Here is a 24,369-nt window from a genome sequence, read left to right as displayed (position 1 = left end):
CCCTCCGGCTGACAGGCCCCGCCCCTCCGGCTGACAGGCCCCGCCCCTCCGGCTGACAGGCCCCGCCCCTCCGGCTGACAGGCCCCGCCCCTCCGGCTGACGGGCCCCGCCCCTCCGACCGACCGCGTCGGCCCGACCGCTGTGGCTAGGCCGGAGCCCCGCGGTGCTCCAGGCGCACCACCACCGACTTCGAGGTGGGCGTGCCGCTGACATCGGCGACCGAGTCCAGCGGCACCAGCACGTTCGTCTCGGGATAATACGCCGCCGCGTTGCCCCGCGGCGTGCTGTACGCCACGATGCGGAACTCCTCGGCGCGACGCTCTTCGACGTGCCCGTCCGGGGTGCGCCACTCCGAGACCAGGTCGACGATCTCGTCCTCGGCGAACCCGAGCTCGCGGATGTCGTCCGCGTTGACCATCACCACCCGACGGCCCCCGTGGATGCCGCGGTACCGGTCGTCCTTGCCGTAGATGGTGGTGTTGTACTGGTCGTGCGACCGCAGCGTCTGCAGCAGGATGCGTCCCTCGGGGATCCGCGGATACTCCAGCGTGTTGGCGGTGAAGTGGGCCTTGCCGTCGGATGTCGCGAAGCTCCGGGAGTCGCGCGGCCCGTTCGGCAGATGCAGGGTGCGGCCCTTGTCGACGCGCCGCTCGAAGTCGTCGAAGCCCGGCACGACACGCTCGATGTGCGAGCGGATCAGAGCGTAGTCGCCCTCCAGCTGCGCCCAGTCCGCCTGCGGGACGTCGTCCCGGCCGGCGAAGATCAGCGCGCAGAGGCGGGCGACGATCGCGACCTCGCTGAGCAGATCCTCCGACGGCGGCGCGAGCCGGCCGCGCGAGGAGTGCACGGCGCCCATCGAGTCCTCGACGGTCACGCGCTGCTCGCGCCCGCCGCGCCGGTCACGGTCGGTGCGCCCCAGGGTGGGCAGGATGATGGCCCGCCGGCCCGTGACCACGTGCGAGCGGTTCAGCTTCGTGGACACCTGGACGGTCAGCTCGCACCGGCGCAGCGCCGCCTCGGTGACGGCGGTGTCGGGGGTGGCCGAGACGAAGTTGCCGCCCATCCCCATGAAGAACCGGGATCGGCCGTCGCGCATGGCGCGGATCGCGTTCACCGTGTCGTACCCGTGTTCGCGCGGCGCGGCGAACGCGAACTCGGCGTCCAGCGCCGCCAGGAACTCCTCCGACGGCTTCTCGTAGATCCCGACCGTGCGGTCGCCCTGCACGTTCGAGTGGCCGCGCACCGGGCACACGCCCGCGCCGGGCCGGCCGAAGTTGCCCTGCAGCAGCAGCACGTTCACGATCTCGCGCAGCGTGGGCACGGAGTGCTTGTGCTGGGTCAGGCCCATCGCCCAGCAGACGATGGTCGCGCCCGAGGCGCGGACCTGGTCGCCCGCGTCCCGCAGGGTCTGCTCGGTCAGGCCGGTGGCCTCGCACAGCTCGGCCCACGAGGCGTCCGCCAGCGCCCCCCGATACGCGTCGAAGCCGGTCGTGTGCGCGGCGATGAAGTCGTGGTCGAGCACACCGCCCTCGGCATCCTCGACCTCCAGCAGATGCTTGCCGATCGCCTGGAACAGCGCCTGGTCGCCGCCGAGCCGGATCTGCAGGAAGCTGTCGGCGATCTGCGTGCCGCCCAGGATCACGCCGCGTGGCGTCTGCGGGTTCTCGAACCGGAGGAGCCCTGCCTCCGGCAGCGGGTTGACCGCGATGATCGTGGCGCCGTTCTGCTTCGCCTTCTCGAGCGCCGACAGCATCCGCGGGTGGTTCGTGCCGGGGTTCTGCCCGGCGATGATCAGCAGCGAGGCGTTGTGCACGTCCTCGAGCGAGACGGTGCCCTTGCCGATCCCGATGGTCTCGTTCAGGGCCGAGCCCGACGATTCGTGGCACATGTTGGAGCAGTCCGGCAGGTTGTTCGTCCCGACGCCGCGCACCAGCAGCTGGTAGAGGAATGCCGCCTCGTTCGAGGTCCGGCCGGAGGTGTAGAAGATCGCCTCGTCCGGGTCGTCCAACCCCCGCACCGCGTCGGCGATCTCGCGCAGCGCGTCATCCCACGAGATCGGCCGGTAGTGCGTGGCGCCCTCGTCGAGGATCATGGGATGCGTCAGCCGCCCCTGCTGGCCCAGCCACCAGTCGTCGTGCCCGGCCAGCTCGACCATCGAGTGTGCGGCGAAGAACTCCGGCTCGACCCGGCGCAGCGTCGCTTCTTCGGCCACCGCCTTCGCGCCGTTCTCGCAGAACTCGGCGATGTGCCGGCGATCAGACTCGGGCCATGCGCAGCCGGGGCAGTCGAACCCGTCCTTCTGGTTCACCCGGAGGAGGGTCTGGATGCTGCGCCCGACGCCCATCTGCTGCTCGGCGATCTGCAGCGCATGCAGGATCGCCGGCACGCCCACGGCGACCTTCTTCGGGTCGCTGACGCGGATGAGGGATTCGTCGATGTCCTGGGTGGGGGGCTTCGTCGCCATGCTCCCAGGCTAGGCGATGGCGGCGCCCGCTCCGTTCACCGTTTCCATTCACCGGATATCCGGGTCCCGGTCAGCCGCCGAGGCCCTTCCACGCGGTCGTGCCGTCGGCCTCGACCTGTCGCTTCCACACCGGCAGGCTGTGCTTGATCGACTCGATAAGGGTGCGGCACACCTCGAACGCCTCGCCCCGGTGGGCGCCGGCGACGGCGACCACCACGGCGGCCTCGCCCACGGTGAGGCGGCCGATGCGATGGCTCACCGCCACCCGCACGTCGGCGTCGCCGATCGCCTGCTCGGCCAAGGTGCGCAGCGTGGCCTCGGCGTCCGGGTGCGCGGTGTACTCGAGCGCGACGACGGCGGATGCGGCATCCGGGTCGTGATCGCGCACCCTCCCGACGAACGCGAGCTCCGCGCCCATCCGCGGGTCGTCCACCGCGGCGCGGTGCGCCGCCTCGTCCAGCGGCTGATCGCTGATCTGCGCGATCAGGATGGTCATCGCAGATGGTCCTCGCCGCGCAGCTGACCCAGCGCGTGCGGGGCGACGGCGATCACCAGCGGCATCCCCGCCTCGACCGCCGCCGGCGACCCCGGCAGGTTCACGATGAACGCCGCCTCGGCGATGCCCGAGATGCCGCGGGAGAGCATGCCGGTGGGCTTCTCGGCGGCGCTGCGGCGACGCAGCTCTTCGGCGATGCCGGGGATGGCGACGGTGATGACGCGCTCGGTGCCCTCGGGCGTCTCGTCCCGCGGCCCGATCCCGGTCCCGCCGGTGGTCACGATGACCCGGATGCCGTCGGTGAGCGCATCGCGCAGCGCGTCTTCGACCGGGTCGGCGCCGTCCGGGATGACGACCGGGTCGGCGCAGGCGAACCCGGCCTCACGGAGCGCGGCGACCGCGATCGGGCCGCTGACATCCTCTCGCTCACCGCGGCTGGCGCGGTCCGAAACGGTGATCACGGCGGCCGAGTAGCGCATGACTCCAGCGTACGACCTCGGGTGCTCCGCGCCGCGGTGTCAACGCCGTCCGGTGCCGAAGATTCCCCGGATCACGCCGTTGAGCAGGGTCTGCGTGGTGCGCGAGCCGAGGATCTCCTCGATCGGCGACTTCTGCTTCCGGGTGCTCGTCCGGCCCGAGGTCGATCGCATCAGCCGGTCGTACTCGGCCTGGGCCTTCTTGTCGGCCGCGGCCTTCGCCTTTGCCGCGTCGGCATCCGCGTCGGCCTTGGCCTTGGCCGCCTCGGTCGCCGCATCCTGCTCGGCGGCGGCGTTGAGCTTCGCCGTGAGGATCTCGCGCGCCGATTCGGGGTCGATCGCCGTGCCGTAGCGGGCCAGCAGCGGGGAGGCCTTGATCGCCGCGGCGATCTGCGGATCGGGGGTCGGCGACATCAGCCCCTGCGGTGCGCGCAGCCGGGTCCAGGCGACCGGGGTCGGAGCCCCCTTCTCGCTCATCACCGTCACGATGGCCTCGCCGGTGCCGAGCTCCTGCAGCACGCGCTGCAGGTCGTAGCCCGAGTGCGGGTAGGTGCCGACGGTGGCCTTGAGCGCTTTCGCGTCGTCCGGGGTGAAGGCGCGCAGCGCGTGCTGCACGCGGGATCCCAGCTGGCCGAGCACATCCGAGGGCACGTCCTTCGGGGTCTGTGTGACGAAGAAGACGCCGACCCCCTTCGAGCGGATCAGCCGGACGGTCTGGGTGATCGAGGCGAGGAAGTCCTTCGAGGCGTCCCGGAACAGCAGATGCGCCTCGTCGAAGAAGAACACCAGCTTGGGCTTGTCGGCATCCCCCACCTCGGGCAGGATCTCGAACAGCTCGGCCAGCAGGTACATCAGGAACGTCGAGAACAGGGTGGGCTTGTCGATCACGCCCGGCACCTCGAGCAGGCTGATCACGCCGCGTCCGTCGGCGGCGATGCGCAGGATGTCCTTCACGTCGAACTCGGGCTCGCCGAAGAACACGTCCGCCCCGGCATCGGCGAACGTGATCAGCTCGCGCAGGATCACGCCGGCGGTGGCGGCCGACAGACCGCCGATGCCCTTCAGCTCGCCCTTGCCCTCGTCGCTGGTGAGGTAGGTGAGCACGGCACGCAGATCCGACAGGTCGACCAGGGCGAGGCCGGCTGCGTCGGCGTAGTGGAACACCAGGCCGAGACTGGACTCCTGCGTCTGGTTCAGCCCCAGCACCTTGCTCAGCAGCAGCGGACCGAAGCCCGACACTGTCGCGCGCACCGGCACGCCGTGGCCGACGCCGCCGAGGGCGAGATATTCGACGACGGATGCCTCGGGCTTCCAGTCCTGCCCGATGCCCTCGGTGCGGGCCAGCAGCTTCTCACTCGACTCGCCCGGGGTGGCCATCCCGCTGAGGTCGCCCTTGATGTCGGCCGCGAACACCGGCACGCCCTTCGCGGCGAGCTGCTCGGCCAGGCCCTGCAGTGTGCGGGTCTTGCCGGTGCCGGTGGCTCCGGCGACCAGGCCGTGGCGGTTCAGCATCGCCAGCGGGATGCGGATCTGCGCGGCCGGCACCGGGTCGGTGTTCACCAGGGCGCCCAGGTCGAGGGTGTCGGCCTGGAACGTGTAGCCGTCGACGATCGCCTGGGTCTCGGCGGGGTCCAGCGGACCTGCGGCCGGCGCGTTGTCCGGCGCCGGTGCGGCCGCCGGTGCCGGGCTCTTCGCCGGCGCGGGCGCCGCGTCCGCGGGCGCCGCGTCCGCGGGCGCCTCGGGCGCCGGCGCCGCGGCGGGGGCGGCATCCGCCCCGGCGAGACTGCCCGCCTTCGCGGCCTCCGCCTCGGCCGCGGCGAGCGCAGCCTGGGCCTGGGCCGCCTTCAACGCGGCTTGTGCGGCGTCCGCCTCGGCGCGCAGGCGCTTGAGCTCGGCTTGGGCGGCGGTGACGGCGGCATCCTCGGGCACGGTCATGCGCTCAGCCTAGCCATGGCGGGGTCTTCGCGATGCGGCAGAATGAGCGCATGGCGTCCCTTCAGCGCGCGGTGCGCACTCTGGTCGCCCCGCTGACCCAGACCGCGGCCTTCCGTCGCCTCGGACGACGCCTCATGCCGGTGCTCGAACGGCTGTTCCGGATCGTCGCCGGCGGTCGCATGCCGATCAGCGCGCTGCTGGTCCCCTCGCTCACGCTGCACACGATCGGGGCGAAGTCGGGTCGTCCCCGCGACGTCCAGCTGATGTATACGCCGGACGGCGCGGGCCGGGCGATCGTCGCCGGCACCAACTTCGCCGGGACGCGGCATCCGTCCTGGACCACCAACCTGCGCGCGCATCCGGACGCCGAGATCACCGTGCGCGGTCGGCGCCTCGCCGTGCGCGCCGACCCGATCCCGGACGAGGGCCGCGATGAGGCCTGGCGGCGCATCGAGGCGCAGTGGCCGAACTACCGCTCCTACGAGCGCGAGTCCGGCCGCACCGTGCGCCTGTTCCGGCTGCAGCCGGTCCGCGAGCTCGGCCGCCGCTGAGGCCCGCCCCGCTACCCCTTCGTCGCACCGGCCATCAGGCCGCGCACGAAGAACCGCTGCAGCGCGAAGAACACGATCAGCGGCACGATGATCGAGATGAAGGTGCCGGCCGACTGCAGGTACCAGCGGTCTCCCCACGTGCCCGACAGCGAGTTCAGCGTCTGGGTCAGCGGCAGCGACGAACTCGGCGCGAAGATCGTGGCCACCAGCAGGTCGTTCCACACCCACAGGAACTGGAAGATCGCGAATGAGGCGATGGCCGGCATGGCCAGCGGGATGATCATCCGGAAGAAGATCTGCCCATGCCCGGCGCCGTCCACCCGGGCGGCCTCGATCAGCTCGTTCGGGATCTCGGAGATGAAGTTGTGCAGCAGGAAGATCGCCAGCGGCAGGGCGAAGATCGCGTGCGCGATCCATACCGTCGCGAAGCTGTGGTCGACGTCGCGCAGGGTGAACCCGGGGAAGATCCCGACGCCGGCGATGGTCAGACCGCGCGAGAACAGACTGAGCAGCGGCACCAGCGCCATCTGGATCGGCACGATCTGCAGCGCGAAGACGAACACGAACAGGATGCCGCGGCCCTTGAACGGGATCCAGGCGAACGCGTACGCAGCCAGGGCGGCGATCGAGATCGGGATCAGGGTGGCTGGGATCGCGATCGCCAGCGAGTTCAGGAACGACTGGCCGAGCGTCAGGGCCGTGCCGCCGGAGGTGAGCGCATCGAAGTAGTTCGAGAGCGTGAAGCTGGGGTTGACGAAGACCGTCCACCAGCCCGTGGTGTTCGAATCGGCGCCCGGCCGGAACGAGGTGACGAACAGCCCGAACGTCGGGATCGTCCAGACGACCGCGATGATCGCCGCCGCGAGGGTGGCACCGCGCGAGGTGAGGCGCTTGCGGGCGTCCCGCTCGTCCTTGCGGGTGTCGCGGTCGACGGTGCGCGCGGCCCGGGTGTCGGCGGGGATGTCCGCCTCGGTGAGAGCCATCAGCGGATCTCCTTCTGCTTGCGCATCTGTACCACGTTGTAGATGATCAGCGGGAGCACGAACAGGAACAGCACCACCGCCAGCGCCGACGAGTGGCCGTAGCTCTGGAACCGCTGCTGCTGGTTGACCATCTCGAAGCCGAGCACCGAGCTGTTCGAGCGTCCGCCGGTCATCACCGCGACGATGTCGTACACCTTCAGCGCGGCGATGGTGATCGTGGTCAGCACGACGATCAGCGAGCCCCGGATGCCGGGGATCGTCACGTTGAAGAATCGCTGCAGGGCGCTCGCGCCGTCCAGCTGGGCCGCCTCGTGCTGATCCATCGGCACGGCCTTGATCGAGGCGGACAGGATCACCATGGCGAAGCCGGTCTGGCTCCAGATGAACACCGCCAGCAGGCAGATGGTGTTCACCAGCGGCTGCGCGTCCAGCCAGCCGATCGGCTGGCCGCCGAACCAGGTGATGATCGCGTTCAGGATGCCGATCTGCTGGCCCTGCCGGTAGTCGTAGACGAACTTCCAGATGATGCCGGCCCCGACGAACGAGATCGCCACCGGCATGAACACCCACAGCTTGAGGAACTTCTCGCCGCGCGCCCGGTCGACGAACGCCGCGTAGATCAGGCCGATGCCGGTGGCCACGATCGGGGCGATCAGCGCCCAGATGACGGTGTTGATCACCGACCAGAACCCGTACGGGTTGGTGAACGTCCAGACGTAGTTGTCGAACCAGACGAAGTCCTTGCCGGTCTTGTCGAAGAACGACTGCACGATCGTGGAGATCGCCGGGTAGACCAGCCCGGTCAGCAGCAGGAGCGCCGCCGGGGCCATGAAGATGATCAGCTGGAAGACGTAGCCGGTGCCCTGCCGCGAGCGGTAGTCGGCGAAGAACAGGATGGCCCCGGCCAGCAGCGCGATGCCGACGACGTAGACGACCGCGTTCTGGTACGGCCGCATCACCATGAAGGCGATCACCGGGATGATGAAGCACGCCGCCACGCGCAGCCAGAAGTACCCGGGGCCCGGGCGGGGCGCATACTCGATGAGCAGGAGGATGATGCCGACCACGGCGGCGAACAGCACCACCACGATCGGGATCTGCACCAGCGGGCCGAGCCCGCCGATCCAGACGAAGAAGCTGTTCAGCGAGAACCCGAGCGAGGTCGGCGGCGCGTCCTCATCCGGCCCCTGCAGGAGCATGAACAGGAACAGCGCCACCAGCAGCACGGACGCCACGAGGACGATGATGCCGGTGACGCGGCGCGACGTTCGGCTGCCTCGCCTCGTCTCCGGGCCCGGAAGCCCGGTGGACGGCTCGATCACGGTCGCCATGGTCCTGCCTCTCTGAGCACATCGGCGTGCTCGTCTTCCTTGCTTCGACGGCGGCAGGGCGGGTGCCCCTGAAAGGAGCGCCCACCCTGCCGATGCTATTGCCTGGGACTAGTTCTCGTAACCCGCCTGGATGGCGGCGAGGACATCGTCGGTGGACATGCCGTCGATCCAGCTGACCATGCCCTTCCAGAACGACCCGGACCCGACGGTGGCCGGCATGAGGTCGGACGCGTCGAAGCGCATGACCGTGTTCGGGTCCTGCATGATCTTCATCGCGTCGGTGAGGAACTGGCTGGAGGCCAGCGTCGGGTCGGCGCCCTTATTGGCCGAGATCACGCCGCCGAGCTTGACGCGCGCGTTGGCGAAGTCCGGCGTGGTCATGAACTCCTGGACCTTCTTGGCAGCCGCGGTGTCCGCGAAGCGGGCGACGAACTCGCCACCGCCCTCGACCGCGTTCGAGCCCTCCTGGATGCCCGGCAGGACGAAGGCGTACACGTCGCCGTCCGGGGCCACGGTCGGCGCCTTGCCGTCCTTGGTCTTCACGTCGAGGAAGTTGGAGGACAGGAAGGATGCCTGGTGGGTCAGGGCGCAGGTGCCGTCGGCGACCTTGGCCGCGACATCCGCGAACGCCGTCGAGTTGATGCTCTTGACGTCGCCGAAGCCGGCGTTGACGTACGACTTGTCCAGCAGGATCGAGCCGACCGCGTCGAACGCCTTCTTGATCTGCGGGTCGGTGAACTTCACCGTGCCGGCCACCCACTGGTCGTAGACGTCCGGACCGGACTGACGCAGCACGAGGTCCTCGATCCAGTCGGTGCCCGGCCAGCCGGACGCGTCACCGGACGCGAAGCCCGCGCACCACGGCGCCTTGCCGGTCTTCTCCTGGATGGTCTTGGTCAGGGACAGCACGCCGTCCCACGTGGTCGGGACCTCGACGCCCCACTTCTTGAACTCGGCCGGCGAGTACCAGACGTAGCCCTTGACGTTGGCCAGCATCGGGGCGGCGTAGAACGTGCCGTCCGCGGTGCCGTAGTTCTTCCAGTCCTTGCCCCAGTACTTGTCCACGTTCGCGCTGACCGTGTCGTCGGCCTTCTGCACCTCGCCGGTGCCGATGAGCGAGTTCAGCAGACCGGGCTGCGGGACGATCGCGATGTCGGGGGCCGAGCCGCCCTGCACCTTGGTGACGATGTTTCCCTCGAAGCTCTTGTCGCCGGTGTACTCGACCTTGATCCCGGTGTCCTTGGTGAACTGGTCGAAGGACTTGTTCAGCAGGTCCGCCTCCGACCCGGTGATGCCGCCCGACAGGTGGACGGTCTGACCCTTCAGGTCGTCACCGCCGTTGCCGCCGCCGCTGCCGGTCTCTGCGCAGCCGGTGAGTGCGATTCCCGCCACGCCCAGAAGGGCCAGCGGGAGCATCACGGTGCGTCGAATCGACTTTGCCATGTGATCCTCCTCGTCAAGGTGCAAGCACGCACGCCACGCGGCCGGGTGGGCCGCAAGCGCTTACAGCCGAACGTACCGTGCACACCGAGCGCATTCAACCGCTGAGGGGTAACGGCTTGATAACCAATGGGAGCGCTCTCAGTGCGGAATCACGGCGCGAGCTGCGGAACCGTCCGAGGTCGCACCACGAGCCACAGGGAGAGCACGCCGATGATCGAGCAGCCGATCATCACCACCGCCATCGTGGTCGGGGTGATCCCGGCCTCGCTGGCGATCAGGCCCACGATCGGCGAGATGAGTCCGGCCACCGCGTTGTTGGCGAATCCGATCAGCGAAGCGGCCGTCCCGGCGGCGCTGCCGTGCCGGTCCAGTGACAGCACCTGGACGCAGGGGAAGGTGAAGCCGCAGGCGGTCATGAACACGAACAGCGGCACGATCGTGCCCCACAGTCCGAGCCCGAGGGCGTCGCCCCCGGCGATCGCAGCGGCGGCGGCCACCAGGACGGCGGTCGAGAACGCGAGCACCCACTGCGGGCCGAAGCGGGCGGCCAGCCGGGCGGCGACCTGGTTGCCGATGACCAGCCCCACAGAGTTCGCCGCGAACAGCAGGCCGTACTGCTGGGCGTTGAACCCGTAGCTCTCCTGGAACAGGAACGACGAACTGGACAGGTACGAGAACAGCCCGCTGAACGTCATGGCGCCGATGATGAGCACGCCGACGAAGATGCGATCGCGGAACACCGCGGCGTACCGCTGTCGGGTGGTCGTCGAGCCGCGGTCCTGCCTGCGTGCGGCGGGCAGGGTCTCGGGCAGGATGAAGATCGCGCAGGCGAGCATGACCAGCCCGTAGGCCGCCAGCACGACGAAGATGCCGCGCCACGGGATCACCGCGAGCAGGGCCGAGCCCAGCAGCGGCGCGATCACCGGCGCCGCGCCGGTCACCAGCGCGAGCCGGCTCAGCATCACGACCAGCCGGCGCCCGCCGAACAGGTCTCGCACCATCGCCATTGCCACGACGCCGCCGGCGGCGGCGCCCACGCCCATGAGCACGCGGGCTCCGCCCAGCAGCAGCAGGGTGGGCGCCAGTGCGGCGGCGACGCTGGCCAGCACGTGCACGCCGGTGACGATCAGCAGCGGGATGCGGCGGCCGAGCTTGTCGCTGAGGGGTCCCACGATCAGCTGGCCGAGCCCGAAGCCGATCATCGTTCCGGTGAGCGTGAGCTGGACGGCCGTGGCCGTGGTCTGGAAATCCTGCTCGAGGATCGGGAACGCCGGCAGGTACAGGTCGACCGTGAACGGACCGAGGGCGGTCAGCGCGCCCAGGAGGACGATGTAGAGCACCCGGCGCGCGGTCGAGATCGCATCGCCCGGGTGCAGCATGATCGGCGCGGTGGCCGGATTCGAGCCGAGCGTGCGGATGGCGGCGGTCGAGGTGCGGACCGAGCCCGTCGCGGTGCGGATCGAGCCGGTCGACGTGCGGACCGAGCCCGTCGACGTGCGGACCGAGCCGGTCGACGTGCGGACCGAGCCGGTCGACGTAGGCACCGAGCCCGCCGAAGCGGGAGCGGGTACCGGCGGTTCAGGCAGGGTCGGCTGGGGCGCGGTATCGGGCTTCACGAGGGCTTCCGGTCGGGAATGAAGAACAGGTCGAATCGATTCGACCTCGGACCATGATACCGGAGCGGTCCCCAGCATCCGCGGGGGAAGACACGAAAGCCCCGGACACGGATGTCCGGGGCTTTCGAAGAAGCAGAGACTACTTCAGGGTGACCGTGGCGCCGGCCTCTTCGAGAGCGGCCTTGGCCTTCTCGGCGGCCTCCTTGGTGGCGCCCTCCAGAACCGGCTTGGGCGCACCGTCGACGACGGCCTTCGCATCGCCGAGGCCGAGCGAGGTGAGCTCGCGGACGACCTTGATGACCTGGATCTTCTTGTCGCCGACCGTCTCGAGGACGACGTCGAAGGAATCCTTCTCCTCGACCTCTTCGGCGGGCGCGCCACCGGCCGGGGCGCCGGCAGCGGCAACGGCGACGGGGGCGGCGGCGGTGACCTCGAAGGTCTCCTCGAACTTCTTGACGAACTCGCTGAGCTCGATGAGCGACAGCTCCTTGAACGCGTCGAGAAGCTCGTCAGTGCTGAGCTTTGCCATGATGATTCTCCTTGATCGGGGTTGTGATGCCGAGGCCGAGATCAGGCCGCGGACTCCTGCTTCTCACGCAGCGCGTCGACCGTGCGAACGGCCTTCGACAGCGGAGCGTTGAACAGATATGCCGCCTGGAACAGCGAGGCCTTGAAGGCACCGGCGAGCTTCGCCAGCAGGACTTCACGGCTCTCGAGGTCGGCGAGCTGGTTGACCTCATCGGGCGTCAGGGGGGCACCGTCGAAGAAGCCGCCCTTGATCACCAGAAGAGGGTGTGCCTTGGCGAAGGCGCGCAGGCCCTTCGCGACGGAGACCGGGTCACCGTGCACGAAGGCGATGGCAGACGGCCCCTTCAGGTCGTCGTCCAGCGTCGAGATCCCGGCCTTGTTGGCCGCGATCTTGGTCAGCGTGTTCTTCACCACGGCGTACTCCGCGTCCTGACGGATGCTGTTGCGGAGCTCCTTGAGCTCGGCAACCGTCAGACCGCGGTACTCGGTCAGCAGAACGGCGGTCGAGTCCTCGAAGTTCTTCGTGAGCTCGGCAACCGTTGCGTCCTTCTGCGCCATGGCCACTCCTTGTCTTTACGAGACGCTCCGCGATGGCGGGGCGTCGACCTCGGATCGGCGGCCGCACGACAAACAAAAACGCTCCGGCGCAAGCGCACGGAGCGGAATCCTGGAAGGAGATCGTTCTATGTCACCTGCGCGGGCCCCTGCGTGGCAGTGCTTGGATCAACGTGCTCTCGCACGCCGATGACCGGCGGTCTTTGGCTCGGACAAGTCTACGGGATGCCGGGGGTCCGGCAAAATCGGTCGCGAGGTGCCCGGCACCTGGGCGGTGCACCCCGACCGGCGCGCGTCGGGGCGATGCATTCGACTGTCGTTGTTGCGCATGTATCGGGCCCGTGGCGCGCAACCCCGGCGGATGATCGAGCGCCGATGCCAGTCGCATCCTGGGCGACGAATGCTCGACCACCGTTTCTCGCCAGCGCCGGGCCCAGATCAGCCCCTCCTGGCGTCGATTCCTCCACAGGCGGGCATCCGCGGGAGTTATCCACAGAAATCATGCCTGATCGGGGAATCGTCGTGCTTCGATGTCGGAGGTCAGCGGCATCATGGAGGGATGAGAACGGCACCCGCAGAACTCCTCGAGACGCTCACGCGCCTCGACGAACTGCTGGGTGACGACGTGCACGCGACACTCGATGGCGACATCACACGCACGATGACCGACGACGAACTCGTCGCGTTCACGAGGGTCTCCGAATCACTGGGACGGCGGGCCGATGCGCTGCGCATCGCCGCAGCCGGAGAGATCGTGTCCGCTCACGCAGTGAGCTCGGCGAGGAGCGCCTGTCGGCCCGTGCGGGCTGTATGAACGCCGTCGACCTGCTCTGCCGGCTCACCAGGGTCGCAGCGACGAGCGCGCGGGCGCGCATCCGCCACGCCCATGCCGTCGCGACCCGCACGACGCTGACGGGCGATCCGCTGCCGGCGGCATTTCCCACGGTCCGCGACGCTCTGGTCGACGGCGTGATCGGGGTCGACAGCATCGCGGCGATCGTGGGCGCGCTCGCGCCGATCTCCGACCGTTGCGATCCCACCCATCTGGCCGCCGCCGAGTACGAGCTCGTCGCCGCGGCCACCGGGGCCGGCCCAGACGGCGCCCCCGCCTGCTCCGCCGACGACAGCCGCACGCAGGCGAAGGTCTGGACGCTCGTGCTCGACCCCGACGGCACGCTCCCCGACTACGAACGCGCGCTCCGTCACCGCGGCCTCCGGTTCGGCCGCGAACGCGACGGGATCGTGCCGATCAGCGGCGGTCTGCTCGCAGACGTCGCCGCACAGTTCCAGCGGATGGGCGATGCGCAGCTGAATCCCCGCGTCCACGACGGCACCGAAGACCCGGGTGTCCGGTTCCGCGATGCGGCCGAAGACGACGGCGACGATGCACCGCCCGACACCCGCACCCGCGAACAGAAGATGCACGATGTGTTCGCCACGATCCTCGGCGTCGCGGCCCGGTCGGCAGAGACGCCCTCGCTCGGCGGGCTGCCCCCGACCCTGCTCGTCACGATCTCCGCCGTCGAACTCGACCGCGACGACGGGGTCGGCTTCATCGACGGCACAGACGACACGGTGCCCGCGGTCGTCGCGCGACAGATCGCGTGCTGCGGGGGCATCCAACGCCTCGTCATCGACGAGAACGGGCGGCTCATCGAACTCGGCTCCCCGAACCGCACCTTCTCCGGCCAGCAGCGGCGCGCGATCACCGCCCGCGACGGGGAGTGCATCATCCCCGGATGCCACGTCTCGGCCACGTGGTGCGAGATCCATCACGTCATCGAGCATGCGCGCGGCGGACCCACCCACGTCGACAACGGAGTGCCCCTGTGCTGGTGGCATCACCGCAGCCTCGAAACCAGCGGGTGGGAGATCCGGATGGTCGACGGCGTACCCGAAGTGCGGGCGCCGGCGACGATCGATCCCCGAAGACTCTGGCAGCGAGTCCCCGGATCCCTCCACCGTGCGCGGGATCGATTGAACAGGCGACTGACCGGATGAGGTCCGGGCGCGGCGGGTCGATGTGCCATGGCGGCCTGACGGAGCCCGTCGCCGGGCGCTGAGGCCCGGCACGCCCTTTCGCCCCCAGCCCCGACCGGGTAGACACGAACCATGTCACGGACGAAGCAATGGCTGAACGGATACATCCGGGCGTGGAAGACGAAGGCGGACGCCGACATCCGAGCCCTGTTCACCGACGATGCCGAGTACTGGTTTCAGCCCGACGACCCCACGCCCACCCGGGGCATCGACGCGATCATCGCGGCATGGCGCGAAGAAGAGCCCAGCGAACCGGTCTTCGAACTGGATGTGCTGATCGAAGACCAGCAGCTCGGGGTCATCACCGGCCACGTCGACTACCCCGGTCACGAGAGCTACCAGAATCTCTGGGAGGTGCACTTCGCACCCGACGGCCGTGCGCGACGCTTCGTCGAGTGGTACATGAGGTCGCAGAAGAACGCGGCCACCGAGCCGGCCCCGTAGGGTCGCGGCCTACTCGGCCGACTCGGCCTCGATGCCCAGCTGATGTGCAGCGCGCGAGATCGAGGCCGCGAGTGCGGCATCCGCCTCGGTCACCCCGCCGGCGGAGTGCGTCACCAGGCTCACTCGCACGTGGGGGTAGGTGACCTCGACGTCGGGGTGGTGGTTGGCCGCCTCGGCGAGATCGGCGATCGCGGCGAAGAGGCGGGCGCCGGTCGCGAAATCGCCGGTGCGGAACTGCGCGGCCACCCCGTCACCGGCGGGATGCCAGTCCTCGACCCCGGGAGACGCCCGGAACTGGTCGTTCGTCATGATGTCCATGGCTCCGACCCTGCCACTCCCCTGGGCGAACGCAACCCCTCAATCGACCCTGGCTCAATCGACACCGGCTCAATCGACACCGGCTCAATCGACACTGGCTCAATCGACGCGGCTCAATCGACGCTGCGATCATGGAACACCGCGGCCGCCTCGGCGCGGGACGAGACGCCGAGCTTGCGGTAGATGCCGGCGACGTGGAACTTCACCGTGTTCTCGCTGATGCCCAGCTCTTCGGCGATCGCGCGATTGCGACGGCCGGTGGCCAGAAGCTGCAGCACTTCGAGCTCGCGCGGCCGGAGCTCCCACGCGGCCGCCGCCGACCCCACGTGCGGCGGATCCAGCGGGATGACGATCGCCATCTCGGTGCCCCACCCGGGAGTGGCCTCGATCGTGAGCCGGCCGTTCAAGGCGTGCACGCGCTGCCGCACGAGCTGGAGCTGGGTCGAGGCATCCGTCATGTCGCCCGGCCCGTCGTCGCGCATGCCGATGAGCAGGTTCGTGCCGTCGCAGTCCCACTGCACGCGCACCCGACCGACCTCGGGACGATCGACCAGGGCCAGGATCGACCCCCGCACCACCGCCCGCGCGCCGTGCGCGACCTCGCTCGGCAGCGGGCGCCCGTCGACCGGCGGCTCGACGAACTGCACGTCCAGGTCGCGATACCGCACGAGCGGACGCAGATCGTCGCGCAGCCGCTCGAACGCCGTGGTGACCGGCTCTTCGGTGAACGTCCGGACCCGGTCGCTGGCGGTCCGCAGGTGCACCATGCCCTGCGCGGCGATCCCGGTCGCGGTGGTGCGTGCGCTGCGGTCGTCGAGGTCGGCCGACCGCAGCGCCGCCAACACCGACTCGAGCGTGGTGGAGTACTCGTCGGCCAGCTCGGTGAGCGCCTCCATCCGCTCGCCCGACGCTGCCCGCGCACGCTGCAGATAGTCCGGCGGAGCGGCGTCGGCGAGCTGCTGCACCCGCAGCGCGACGAGGTTCCAGGCCTGCAGCACGATGGCATCGGTCTCGCGGACCGGCCCCGGGCGGGCGAGCACGAGCAGCGCGCCGTTGCGCGAGAGCGCCTCGAACGTCGCCACCTGCCGACCCCCGACATCCAGCGCCCCGCGCCGCGCAGAGTCGGGCGCGATGACCCGGCGCAGCTCGTCGAGGTCGAGGAACGAGACGCCGTCGATGAAGGCCCGATCGCCGGACCCGCGGCGCCGGCCGCCCGCGGTGTCGGCGGCGAGGATCAGCAGCGCGTCATGCGCGACGAACGTCGCCAGCGCAGCCGAGAGACGGTCGGCGAGCGCATACGCGGGGGCATTGACCACCTCGACGAGGTCGCGCAGCGTCTCATCCGTGCAGGTGGAGCCGCCGTCCATCCCCCCACCCTAGACGCCCACCCGTTCGGGTGGGCAAGACGGTCCCCCGGGATGATGGCCTTCCGCACCGCCGACGGCCAGGCTCGAGACCAGCGGATGACCGCGTGAGACGGAGGGGACGAGGATGTCTGGGAACAGAGCCGTGGCATACAAGGGTCCGGGGGTGGTCGAGGTGATCGACACCGCCTACCCGGAGTTCGAGCTGAAGGACGGGCCCGGCGTCAACCCGGCCAACGTCGGCCGCAAGGTGCCGCACGGCGCGATCCTGCGCACGGTGGCCACGAACATCTGCGGGTCCGACCAGCACATGGTGCGCGGCCGCACGACCGCACCGGCCGGCCTCGTGCTCGGGCACGAGATCACCGGCGAGGTGGTCGAGGTCGGTCCGGACGTGGAGTTCATCCAGGTCGGCGACATCGTCTCGGTGCCGTTCAACATCGCCTGCGGTCGCTGCCGCAACTGCAAAGAGGGCAAGACCGGCATCTGCCTGAACGTCAACCCCGACCGGCCCGGCAGCGCGTACGGCTACGTCGACATGGGCGGCTGGGTCGGCGGCCAGGCCGAGTACGTGCTCGTGCCGTACGCCGACTGGAATCTGCTGCGCTTCCCCGATCGGGACCAGGCGCTGGAGAAGATCCTCGATCTGACGATGCTCTCCGACATCTTCCCGACCGGGTTCCACGGCGCGGTCACCGCCGGCGTCGGGCCGGGATCGACGGTGTACGTGGCCGGTGCGGGCCCCGTGGGGCTGGCCGCCGCCGTCGGCGCCCAGCTGCTGGGGGCCGCCGTGGTCATCGTCGGCGACCTCAACGCCGACCGGCTCGCCCAGGCGCGCTCGTTCGGATGCGAGACCGTCGATGTGTCCCAAGGCGACCCGAAGGATCAGATCGAGCAGATCCTGGGCGTGCCCGAGGTCGACTGCGGCGTGGATGCCGTCGGCTTCGAGGCGCATGGGCACGGCGCGAACGCCGGCCACGAAGCCCCGGCGACGGTCCTCAACTCGCTGATGGACCTCACCGCCGCCGGCGGCGCCCTCGGCATCCCCGGCCTGTACGTCACCGGAGATCCGGGCGGCGTGGACGAGGCCGCGAAGACCGGATCCTTGTCGCTGCGGCTGGGCCTGGGCTGGGCGAAGTCGCTGTCGTTCACCACCGGTCAGTGCCCGGTGATGCGGTACAACCGGCAGCTGATGATGGCGATCCTGCACGACAAGGTGCACATCGCGAAGGCCGTGCAGGCCACCCCCATCCCGCTCGAGGACGCCCCGCGCGGCTACGCCGAGTTCGACCAGGGCGCCGCGAAGAAGTACGTCCTGAACCCGAACGGCTACATCAAGGCCGCGTAGCCGGCGGGGCTCCCGGATGCCTCGGCCCGAGGCATCCGTCCCTCCCCGCCATCCCCCACGAAATCCAGCGAAAGGAAGCACCATGTCCGTCACCCTCGAGGACGCCCGTCGCGTCATCGCCGCCGCAGAGAAGCGCGCCGACGAGATCGGCCAGCCCATGAACATCGCCGTCGTCGACGCCGGCGGCAACCTGGTCGCGCATGTGCGCCAGGACGGCGCGTGGATCGGCAGCGTCGAGATCTCGATCAGCAAGGCGTGGACGTCCAAGGCGTTCGACATCTCCACCAAGGACCTCGGCGACAACTCGCAGCCGACCCAGCAGTTCTTCGGCATCCAGAACACGAACCACGGCCGCGTCGCGATCTTCGCCGGCGGCGTGCCGCTCTCGCGCGACGGCAAGGTCGTCGGCGCGGTGGGCGTCAGCGGGGGGTCCGGCGAGCAGGACCAGACGGTCGCCGAGGCCGGCGCCGCCGGGTTCTGAACGACCTGCCCGCCCCGGGGGGTGTCGCGGGCGGGCGGGGTCCGCCGCTCGGCGTACGGTGGAGGGCGTGACCCCCGAGCTGACCGAGCGCATCGTCGCGGACTCCCGCGACCGTGTCGCCTGGCTGCGGGCGCGTTCGCGCGGGATCACGGCGACGGATGTCGCGGCCCTCACCAGCGAGCGGGTGATCCCGCGCGCGGCCGACGCGAAGCTGCGCGGCAGCGGGTTCCACGGCAACGTCTACACCGACCACGGGCGCCGGCGCGAGCCCGAGATCGCCGGCTGGGTCGCCGCGACCCACGGCATCCTGCCCTCCTCCGCGTTGTTCCGCGCCGTGATCGAGCCGCGGCATCTGGCCACTCCGGACGGACTGGCGGTGGATGCCGCGGGCCGGATCACGCTCGCCGAGATCAAGACGACGAACAAGGCCTGGCGCTCCATCCCGCGCTCGTACCTGCGACAGGTGTGGTGGCAGCAGCACGTGCTCGGCGCCGAGCGGACCCTCGTCGCCTGGGAGCAGCATCGCGGCTTCGTCCCCGTCGACGACGAGCCCCGCTGCGCGTGGGTCGACCGCGACGAGGCCGAGATCGCCGAACTCGTGCGCCTGGCCACGGCGCTGATCGACGAGCTTCATCGGCGCACGCATCCGGCGCCCGCCCGCGAACTGCCTGCTCGCGAACCGGCGGCTCGTGAACCAGCCGCCGGCGAACTGCCTGCTCGCGAACTGCCTACGCGGACGCCGCCGGCACGCCAGATCCACCGCGCGCTCGCCCTCGCCGACTGAGCTGGCCCCTCACCGGTAATTGACATACCTCAACCAGAAGGCATATAGTTGACCCTTCTCAACTGTTGACGTTCGTCAAAGTTCTGCGCCGGCCGGTCATATCACCGCCGGAGCGCGTCCCCTTCACTCGAAGAACCTCTCGAAGGACCCGAATGACCGATTCCCCCGTTCCCACCGGTGCCGAGAAGATGAACCATCGTCAGGTGCTCGAGGCGCTGTCCGGGCTGATCCTCGGCATGTTCGTGTCGATGCTCGCCTCGACCGTCGTCTCCAGTTCGCTCCCGGTGATCATCCACGACCTGAACGGCAACCAGACCGCGTTCACCTGGGTCGTCACCGCGACCCTGCTGACGACGGCCATCACGACGCCGATCTGGGGCAAGCTCGCCGACCTGTTCAACCGCAAGTTCCTCTACCAGCTGGCGATCGTCATCTTCGTGCTGTCGACCGCGGCCGCGGGCTTCTCGCAGAACCCCGAGATGCTGATCACGTTCCGTGCCTTCCAGGGCATCGGCGCGGGTGGCCTGGCGGCACTGAGCCAGGTGCTGATGGCCGACATCCTCAGCCCCCGCGAGCGCGGCAAGTACATGGGCCTGTTCGGTGCCGTGATGGCGGTCGCCACGGTCGGCGGCCCGCTGCTCGGCGGCGTGCTCACCGACGCCTGGGGCTGGCGCTGGAACTTCTACGTCGCCCTCCCCATCGCCATCGTGGCGCTGATCCTGGTGCAGAAGACCCTGCACCTGAGCCCGCACGCGCGCCGCAAGGTGTCCATCGACTACCTCGGGATCGTCCTGCTGGCCGCGTCCGTGTCGCTGCTGCTCATCTGGGTCTCGATCGCCGGCGACAGCTTCGACTGGTGGAGCCTTCCGACCATCCTCATGGTCGGCGGCGCGATCCTCGGCACGATCCTGTTCATCATCGTCGAGATGCGCGCGAAGGAGCCGCTCGTCCCGCTCTCGCTGTTCCGCAACCTCACGTTCACCCTCGCGGTGATCGCCTCGATCGCGACCGGGATCGCCATGTTCGGCGCGTCGGTGTTCCTGAGCCAGTACATGCAGCTGGCGCGGGGCGCGACGCCCACGCAGGCGGGGCTGATGACGATCCCGATGATCGCAGGTCTGCTCGTGGCATCCGTGTTCATCGGGGCGCTGATCTCGAAGTACGGGCACTGGAAGCCGTACCTGATCCTCGGCGGCGCGCTGCTGATCGCCGGCTCGTTCACCCTGTCGACGATCCACTACGACACGAACTTCGTCATCGTCTCGCTGTACATGTTCCTGCTCGGCGCCGGCGTCGGCATGACCATGCAGAACCTCGTGCTGATCGTGCAGAACACCTGCAAGCCCAGCGAGATCGGCGTCGCCAGCTCGGGCGTCACGTTCTTCCGGAGCCTGGGCGGCACCATCGGCGTCGCGGTCATGGGTGCCGCGCTGGCGACCTCGGTCACCGGGCTGATCAAGGACCGCCTGCCCGAGCTGGGCAAGGCGATCGCGAGCCTGGGCGACAAGGCGCAGTACTGGCAGCAGCAGCTCAGCAGCGGCACCCTGCCGCAGGTGTCCACGATGCCGCACGCGCTGCGCGTCATCATCGAGGACGTCTACGCACAGGGCATCTCGCAGTCGTTCCTGATCGCGGTGCCGTTCGCGGTGCTCAGCCTGATCGCGATCCTGTTCCTGCCGAACACGTCGCTGACGCGCATGACCAACACCGAGCGTGCCCATGCGGGCGAGGCCGACCTTGCGACCGTGTCGGTGCCCGAGGGCATGGACGTGCTCACCGCGACCGGCAGCATCCCGCTCGGCGGTGGCGCGGATGCCGGCGACAGAGGTCGCACGGACGACCGATGAGCACCTCCTCCGCCTCTGCGGCGGCATCCGACCGGGATGCCGCCGCGGCGCACGACGAGCGGATCGAAGCGGTGCGCCAGCTCGAGGGCACGTTCGCCGGAATGTTCAGCCGGCTGCGCCGTGCGTACGCCGAGGCATCGGCATCCGTCAGCCCCGGACTGCAGCCGGGCACGTTCAAGACGTTCACCGTGATCGACCGTCGCGGTCCCATCACCCTGTCCGCCCTCGCCGAGCGGCTCGAGGCCGACAAGGGCATGCTCAGCCGGGCCGTGAGCGAGCTGGAAGGACTCGGCCTGGTCGAGCGGACCGTCGACCCGACGGACGGACGCATCCGGCTGATCACCGTGACCGCCGACGGCCACGCACGGCTCGAGGCCGCCCGCGTGCCGTACTTCGACCGCCTCGACGACGTCCTCACCGACTGGCCGGTCGACTCCGTCCGCCAGCTCAGCCGGCTGCTCGAAGCGCTCACCAGCGGCCTGGCGCTCTGACCGACAGGCTGTCCCCGGCGCCGCCCGGCTCGCCGCCCCGCGGCTCGAGTGGGGCCAGCTGACTCAGCGCCACCTGTCTCATCGCCACGTGTCTCGCCGCCCCGTGTCTCAGCGGGCCAGCGCGCGGTGCGCCTCGGCGACGACCTCGTCGGCGACGGCATCGAGCAGCGCGGAGCGCAGGTTCCACTGCTGCCAGAACAGCGGCACCTCCACCGGCTCGCCGCCGAGCGCGACCAGTGAGCCGTCGGCCAGCCCCGCGGACGCCTGCGCGTCCGGGAGCAGCCCCCAGCCCAGACCGAGCTGGACGGCACGCGCGAAGTCGGCGGATGCCGGGACGAAGTGCCGGGGCGGCTGCTCGCCCACCCGCTGTGAGCGCAGCCACGCGGTCTGCAGATCGTCGTTGCGGTCGAATTCGACCACCGGTGCCACGGCCAGCGCCGCCGCCGATGCGCCGTCCGGGAGCCAATGGGAGACGAATTCGGGGGATGCCGTGGCCCGATACCGCATGGTGCCGAGGGGCACCGCCCGGCATCCGGCCACCGCACGCTCGCGCGAGGTGACGGCGGCCATGACCGTGCCGGATTCGAGCAGGCCGGCGGTGTAGTCCTGGTCGTCGCGATAGAGGTCGAAGACCACGCCGAGCCGCCTGCTCGCCCGCGCCAGGGGCGGTAGGAACCACGTGGCCAGCGAGTCGGCGTTCACCGCGAGCGGGATGCTGGCGATCCCGGCCGCGTCGCCGAGCTCGGCGACCGCGTCGTGCTCGAGGAGCGCGAGCTGGCGGGCCAGCCGCACCACCGCCGAGCCGGCATCGGTCGGCCGCGCCGGCTTGGCGCGCACCAGCACGACCCGACCCAGCTGCTCTTCGAGCGTCTTGATCCGCTGGCTGACCGCGGACGGTGTGATGTGCAGGCGGCGGGCCGCGGCATCCAGCGTCCCCTCGTCGACCACGGCGGCGAGGGTCTCGGCGAGTTCGAACGGGATGCGCATCATCAGCCACGCTAATGCATCATCAGCAACATGAGCTGTACTTCACCTCGGGTGGGCCGTAGCGTCGAGACGTGCTCGCCTCCACCCTCGCCGGCCTCGGGCTGGGCCTGTCGCTGATCATCGCGATCGGCGCGCAGAACCTGTTCGTGCTGCGCCAGGGCGTCCGTCGCGCGCATGTGCTGCCCATCGTGCTGGTGTGCACGGCGTCGGACGCCGTACTCATCGTGCTCGGCGTGTCCGGCATCGGGCTCGCGCTGCATGCGATCCCCTGGCTGACGCTGGTGGTCCGGATCGCCGGGGCGGTGTTCCTGGCCGGCTACGCGGTGCTGGCCGTCCGGCGCGCCTGGCGACCCTCCGGCGACGCGCTGCGAGTCATCGAGACCCCTGGCACCGCGGCTGCGGCGGTCCCGGCAGCACAGGTCTCGACCGCGGCGGTTCCGACCACATCGGGCTCGGCCGCACCACGCCCGGCCGCATCGGTCCCGGCCGCCTCGATCCCGGCGGCACAGGTCCCGGTCGCGACTGCCCCCGCCGGCCCGACTCGCACGGGACTGGCCGCCGCCCTGGCCACCTGCCTCGCGCTCACCTGGCTGAATCCGCACGTGTACCTGGACACCGTGTTCCTGCTGGGATCGATCGCCAGCACCCACGGCGCCGACCGGTGGTGGTTCGCTCTGGGCGCCGTGACCGGCAGTGCGGTGTGGTTCTTCGCTCTCGGTTACGGCGCCCGGCTGCTCGGGCGGTGGCTGGCCACCGCCCGAGCCTGGCGGATCCTGGATGCCGTGATCGCCGTGATCATGCTGGCTCTTGCGGTCAACCTGCTGCGCGGCGTCTGAGAATCCCCGCCGACGCAGGAGCATCTGACCCTCCAGCCGTGATCCTGGCCGGGGTGAGGGAGATTCACCGTTTCGCGAGCCCGCTACGCATTCCGCCCCGACGAGCTTCTCGACGGCGCGGGCGAGCCACTTGCGTTGTGCTCTGCCGATTCCGTCGTGGAGTGGCGCTCATGTCGGGCGGGTCCCGCACGCAGGAAGCCCACTGCCATCCAGCTCATCGCCGCGAGCAGCACGAGGTGCGAGACGATCGGTCCGATGTGACCGGGCACGAGGAGATCGGTGATCGGGAACAGCAGAAACAGCACCACCGCGGGAATCGGCGCACGGCGCGAGCGCCAGAGGGCGATGACGAGCAGGATGATGCCGATCACATTGCCGCCGAGAAACATCACGGTCAGCGTCGCACCGATTGTGTTGCCCACTGCACCTTCGAACTGAGCCACCGCATCCGCCTGGCCGCCCGTAGCAAGCTGCAGCTCGAATGCCTGGGCCATCCGGATGGCCGCGAAGCCCACCAGAGAGACCACCACCGCGCAGGCAGCCACGAGAGCGAGACGCGGTGAGCGTTCGGAGGAGCGATGAGCCAGACCGAGCAGCGCGGGAAACAGGAGGATCGTGCCGACGAGGCCGATGAGCACCGCTGCAGTGAAGCGGGCGGGCGCGGCGGCGATCGCGGCGAAGTCGTCGCCGGTCGATCCGCCGGTGAGAGGCGAGAGGATCGCCTCGACCACTTCGGCGAGAGGGGCGGCGATGAGGCACAGACAGAAGAGAGCCGTGCGGGGACGATCCGGGACGGGCGTGTCGGCCATGGGAATGGTCCTTTCGTGAGGGGCACTCGGCGTGAGCGCCAGCTGATGTCGCAAGCGTAGAAACGCGGCGGCGCGCGGCGATTCCCGCTGCCGGGCGATTCCGGCGGCCCAGCGGATGGTTCCTCGACGCGGCGTCTGGGCCGATCGGACGAGTCCGCGCTCGCCCGATCGGCCGATGCCGTCGGCCGATCCAGGTCATACTCTGGGGATCATGCAGCGCTCATGGTGGAGACTCGTCGGCC

The 24,369-nt window shown here is 69.9% G+C and carries 24 protein-coding genes; 10 read left to right on the top strand and 14 right to left on the bottom strand.

The genetic code is table 11. The annotated features are described in order from the left end of the window. Positions 1–145 precede the first annotated feature (145 nt). From AC0L6F_RS14850 to AC0L6F_RS14835, 4 genes are all read right to left on the bottom strand, one after another. Entirely contained in the window at positions 146–2,464 is a 2,319-nt protein-coding gene (locus tag AC0L6F_RS14850; RefSeq protein WP_473538462.1) for an FdhF/YdeP family oxidoreductase, read from the bottom strand. Between the two features lie 70 nt (positions 2,465–2,534). Further along, a complete protein-coding gene (locus AC0L6F_RS14845) occupies positions 2,535–2,960 on the bottom strand; it encodes a molybdenum cofactor biosynthesis protein MoaE (protein WP_259611462.1) in 426 nt (141 codons plus the stop codon). Further along, on the bottom strand, positions 2,957–3,439 hold the full coding sequence (locus AC0L6F_RS14840; protein WP_473538461.1) for a MogA/MoaB family molybdenum cofactor biosynthesis protein: 483 nt from the start codon (positions 3,437–3,439) through the stop codon (positions 2,957–2,959). Before AC0L6F_RS14840 ends, AC0L6F_RS14845 begins: the two co-directional genes overlap by 4 nt. Positions 3,440–3,478: 39 nt before the next feature. Next, a complete protein-coding gene (locus AC0L6F_RS14835; RefSeq protein WP_473538459.1) occupies positions 3,479–5,371 on the bottom strand; it encodes a helicase HerA-like domain-containing protein in 1,893 nt (630 codons plus the stop codon). A 50-nt stretch (positions 5,372–5,421) separates the two neighbouring features. Between AC0L6F_RS14835 and AC0L6F_RS14830 the strand changes: the two genes are divergently transcribed. Then, entirely contained in the window at positions 5,422–5,922 is a 501-nt protein-coding gene (locus tag AC0L6F_RS14830; RefSeq protein WP_274637338.1) for a nitroreductase family deazaflavin-dependent oxidoreductase, read from the top strand. Positions 5,923–5,933: 11 nt separating this feature from the next. On the opposite strand, the gene AC0L6F_RS14825 is transcribed toward AC0L6F_RS14830, so the two are convergent. The 6 genes from AC0L6F_RS14825 to rplJ all read right to left on the bottom strand — a co-directional run bounded on the left by AC0L6F_RS14825 (position 5,934) and on the right by rplJ (position 12,381). Then, on the bottom strand, positions 5,934–6,905 hold the full coding sequence (locus AC0L6F_RS14825) for a carbohydrate ABC transporter permease (RefSeq protein WP_274637337.1): 972 nt from the start codon (positions 6,903–6,905) through the stop codon (positions 5,934–5,936). Then, positions 6,905–8,236, bottom strand: a complete 1,332-nt coding sequence (locus AC0L6F_RS14820; RefSeq protein WP_259611460.1) for a carbohydrate ABC transporter permease — start codon at positions 8,234–8,236, stop codon at positions 6,905–6,907. Before AC0L6F_RS14820 ends, AC0L6F_RS14825 begins: the two co-directional genes overlap by 1 nt. A 108-nt stretch (positions 8,237–8,344) precedes the next feature. After that, positions 8,345–9,679, bottom strand: coding sequence for an ABC transporter substrate-binding protein (locus AC0L6F_RS14815; protein WP_259611459.1), 1,335 nt, complete (start codon positions 9,677–9,679; stop codon positions 8,345–8,347). A gap of 149 nt (positions 9,680–9,828) precedes the next feature. Beyond that, on the bottom strand, positions 9,829–11,058 hold the full coding sequence (locus AC0L6F_RS14810; protein WP_473540015.1) for a Bcr/CflA family efflux MFS transporter: 1,230 nt from the start codon (positions 11,056–11,058) through the stop codon (positions 9,829–9,831). A 376-nt stretch (positions 11,059–11,434) separates the two neighbouring features. After that, positions 11,435–11,824 (bottom strand): 50S ribosomal protein L7/L12, encoded by a 390-nt coding sequence (gene rplL, locus AC0L6F_RS14805; RefSeq protein WP_259611456.1) that lies wholly within the window; start codon positions 11,822–11,824, stop codon positions 11,435–11,437. Between the two features lie 41 nt (positions 11,825–11,865). Beyond that, complete coding sequence (gene rplJ, locus AC0L6F_RS14800; protein ID WP_274637335.1) at positions 11,866–12,381, bottom strand: 50S ribosomal protein L10; 516 nt, start codon at positions 12,379–12,381, stop codon at positions 11,866–11,868. Positions 12,382–12,937: 556 nt separating this feature from the next. Here rplJ and AC0L6F_RS14795 point away from each other — a divergent pair. From AC0L6F_RS14795 to AC0L6F_RS14785, 3 genes are all read left to right on the top strand, one after another. Further along, positions 12,938–13,192: a hypothetical protein gene (locus AC0L6F_RS14795; RefSeq protein WP_473538458.1), complete on the top strand. Its 255-nt coding sequence runs from the start codon at positions 12,938–12,940 to the stop codon at positions 13,190–13,192. Further along, positions 13,081–14,379 (top strand): HNH endonuclease signature motif containing protein, encoded by a 1,299-nt coding sequence (locus AC0L6F_RS14790; protein ID WP_473540014.1) that lies wholly within the window; start codon positions 13,081–13,083, stop codon positions 14,377–14,379. Before AC0L6F_RS14795 ends, AC0L6F_RS14790 begins: the two co-directional genes overlap by 112 nt. Positions 14,380–14,490: 111 nt before the next feature. Next, entirely contained in the window at positions 14,491–14,862 is a 372-nt protein-coding gene (locus AC0L6F_RS14785) for a nuclear transport factor 2 family protein (protein WP_473538457.1), read from the top strand. A 9-nt stretch (positions 14,863–14,871) separates the two neighbouring features. Here AC0L6F_RS14785 and AC0L6F_RS14780 read toward each other — a convergent pair whose 3' ends face one another. Then, complete coding sequence (locus AC0L6F_RS14780; protein WP_274637332.1) at positions 14,872–15,180, bottom strand: 4a-hydroxytetrahydrobiopterin dehydratase; 309 nt, start codon at positions 15,178–15,180, stop codon at positions 14,872–14,874. A gap of 113 nt (positions 15,181–15,293) precedes the next feature. Then, positions 15,294–16,547, bottom strand: a complete 1,254-nt coding sequence (locus AC0L6F_RS14775) for a helix-turn-helix transcriptional regulator (protein ID WP_473538456.1) — start codon at positions 16,545–16,547, stop codon at positions 15,294–15,296. Positions 16,548–16,671: 124 nt separating this feature from the next. Between AC0L6F_RS14775 and fdhA the strand changes: the two genes are divergently transcribed. From fdhA to AC0L6F_RS14750, 5 genes are all read left to right on the top strand, one after another. Next, positions 16,672–17,892 (top strand): formaldehyde dehydrogenase, glutathione-independent, encoded by a 1,221-nt coding sequence (gene fdhA / locus AC0L6F_RS14770; protein WP_473538455.1) that lies wholly within the window; start codon positions 16,672–16,674, stop codon positions 17,890–17,892. 82 nt (positions 17,893–17,974) lie between these two features. Further along, positions 17,975–18,373 carry a GlcG/HbpS family heme-binding protein gene (locus AC0L6F_RS14765; protein WP_259611450.1) on the top strand — a complete coding sequence of 133 codons (399 nt, stop codon included), beginning with the start codon at positions 17,975–17,977 and terminating at the stop codon, positions 18,371–18,373. Positions 18,374–18,440: 67 nt separating this feature from the next. Further along, positions 18,441–19,157: a YqaJ viral recombinase family protein gene (locus AC0L6F_RS14760; RefSeq protein ID WP_274637329.1), complete on the top strand. Its 717-nt coding sequence runs from the start codon at positions 18,441–18,443 to the stop codon at positions 19,155–19,157. A gap of 152 nt (positions 19,158–19,309) precedes the next feature. Then, on the top strand, positions 19,310–21,004 hold the full coding sequence (locus tag AC0L6F_RS14755; RefSeq protein WP_274637328.1) for an MDR family MFS transporter: 1,695 nt from the start codon (positions 19,310–19,312) through the stop codon (positions 21,002–21,004). Next, positions 21,001–21,495, top strand: coding sequence for a MarR family winged helix-turn-helix transcriptional regulator (locus AC0L6F_RS14750; RefSeq protein ID WP_473538453.1), 495 nt, complete (start codon positions 21,001–21,003; stop codon positions 21,493–21,495). Before AC0L6F_RS14755 ends, AC0L6F_RS14750 begins: the two co-directional genes overlap by 4 nt. Positions 21,496–21,603: 108 nt before the next feature. Here the strand turns inward: AC0L6F_RS14750 and AC0L6F_RS14745 are convergent, their stop codons facing one another. Beyond that, complete coding sequence (locus AC0L6F_RS14745) at positions 21,604–22,482, bottom strand: LysR family transcriptional regulator ArgP (protein WP_473540013.1); 879 nt, start codon at positions 22,480–22,482, stop codon at positions 21,604–21,606. Between the two features lie 71 nt (positions 22,483–22,553). On the opposite strand from AC0L6F_RS14745, the gene AC0L6F_RS14740 reads away from it, so the two are divergent. Next, positions 22,554–23,318, top strand: coding sequence for a LysE/ArgO family amino acid transporter (locus AC0L6F_RS14740; RefSeq protein WP_473538451.1), 765 nt, complete (start codon positions 22,554–22,556; stop codon positions 23,316–23,318). Between the two features lie 83 nt (positions 23,319–23,401). On the opposite strand, the gene AC0L6F_RS14735 is transcribed toward AC0L6F_RS14740, so the two are convergent. Beyond that, on the bottom strand, positions 23,402–24,127 hold the full coding sequence (locus AC0L6F_RS14735) for a hypothetical protein (protein ID WP_473538450.1): 726 nt from the start codon (positions 24,125–24,127) through the stop codon (positions 23,402–23,404). Positions 24,128–24,369 lie beyond the last annotated feature (242 nt).

The sequence above is a fragment of the Microbacterium sp. G2-16M genome (assembly GCF_055809115.1).
The sequence above is the reverse complement of the archived record's forward strand: the minus strand, read 5'-3'. Positions and strand labels throughout refer to the sequence as shown.

What these genes read in the sequence shown, in the direction of transcription:
- AC0L6F_RS14850 (WP_473538462.1), bottom strand. Translation starts at nt 2,464, where the DNA reads ATGGCGACGAAGCCCCCCACCCAGGACATCGACGAATCCCTCATCCGC.
- AC0L6F_RS14845 (WP_259611462.1), bottom strand. Translation starts at nt 2,960, where the DNA reads ATGACCATCCTGATCGCGCAGATCAGCGATCAGCCGCTGGACGAGGCG.
- AC0L6F_RS14840 (WP_473538461.1), bottom strand. Translation starts at nt 3,439, where the DNA reads ATGCGCTACTCGGCCGCCGTGATCACCGTTTCGGACCGCGCCAGCCGC.
- AC0L6F_RS14835 (WP_473538459.1), bottom strand. Translation starts at nt 5,371, where the DNA reads ATGACCGTGCCCGAGGATGCCGCCGTCACCGCCGCCCAAGCCGAGCTC.
- AC0L6F_RS14830 (WP_274637338.1), top strand. Translation starts at nt 5,422, where the DNA reads ATGGCGTCCCTTCAGCGCGCGGTGCGCACTCTGGTCGCCCCGCTGACC.
- AC0L6F_RS14825 (WP_274637337.1), bottom strand. Translation starts at nt 6,905, where the DNA reads ATGGCTCTCACCGAGGCGGACATCCCCGCCGACACCCGGGCCGCGCGC.
- AC0L6F_RS14820 (WP_259611460.1), bottom strand. Translation starts at nt 8,236, where the DNA reads ATGGCGACCGTGATCGAGCCGTCCACCGGGCTTCCGGGCCCGGAGACG.
- AC0L6F_RS14815 (WP_259611459.1), bottom strand. Translation starts at nt 9,679, where the DNA reads ATGGCAAAGTCGATTCGACGCACCGTGATGCTCCCGCTGGCCCTTCTG.
- AC0L6F_RS14810 (WP_473540015.1), bottom strand. Translation starts at nt 11,058, where the DNA reads ATGCTGCACCCGGGCGATGCGATCTCGACCGCGCGCCGGGTGCTCTAC.
- rplL (WP_259611456.1), bottom strand. Translation starts at nt 11,824, where the DNA reads ATGGCAAAGCTCAGCACTGACGAGCTTCTCGACGCGTTCAAGGAGCTG.
- rplJ (WP_274637335.1), bottom strand. Translation starts at nt 12,381, where the DNA reads ATGGCGCAGAAGGACGCAACGGTTGCCGAGCTCACGAAGAACTTCGAG.
- AC0L6F_RS14795 (WP_473538458.1), top strand. Translation starts at nt 12,938, where the DNA reads ATGAGAACGGCACCCGCAGAACTCCTCGAGACGCTCACGCGCCTCGAC.
- AC0L6F_RS14785 (WP_473538457.1), top strand. Translation starts at nt 14,491, where the DNA reads ATGTCACGGACGAAGCAATGGCTGAACGGATACATCCGGGCGTGGAAG.
- AC0L6F_RS14780 (WP_274637332.1), bottom strand. Translation starts at nt 15,180, where the DNA reads ATGGACATCATGACGAACGACCAGTTCCGGGCGTCTCCCGGGGTCGAG.
- AC0L6F_RS14775 (WP_473538456.1), bottom strand. Translation starts at nt 16,547, where the DNA reads ATGGACGGCGGCTCCACCTGCACGGATGAGACGCTGCGCGACCTCGTC.
- fdhA (WP_473538455.1), top strand. Translation starts at nt 16,672, where the DNA reads ATGTCTGGGAACAGAGCCGTGGCATACAAGGGTCCGGGGGTGGTCGAG.
- AC0L6F_RS14765 (WP_259611450.1), top strand. Translation starts at nt 17,975, where the DNA reads ATGTCCGTCACCCTCGAGGACGCCCGTCGCGTCATCGCCGCCGCAGAG.
- AC0L6F_RS14755 (WP_274637328.1), top strand. Translation starts at nt 19,310, where the DNA reads ATGACCGATTCCCCCGTTCCCACCGGTGCCGAGAAGATGAACCATCGT.
- AC0L6F_RS14750 (WP_473538453.1), top strand. Translation starts at nt 21,001, where the DNA reads ATGAGCACCTCCTCCGCCTCTGCGGCGGCATCCGACCGGGATGCCGCC.
- AC0L6F_RS14745 (WP_473540013.1), bottom strand. Translation starts at nt 22,482, where the DNA reads ATGCGCATCCCGTTCGAACTCGCCGAGACCCTCGCCGCCGTGGTCGAC.
- AC0L6F_RS14735 (WP_473538450.1), bottom strand. Translation starts at nt 24,127, where the DNA reads ATGGCCGACACGCCCGTCCCGGATCGTCCCCGCACGGCTCTCTTCTGT.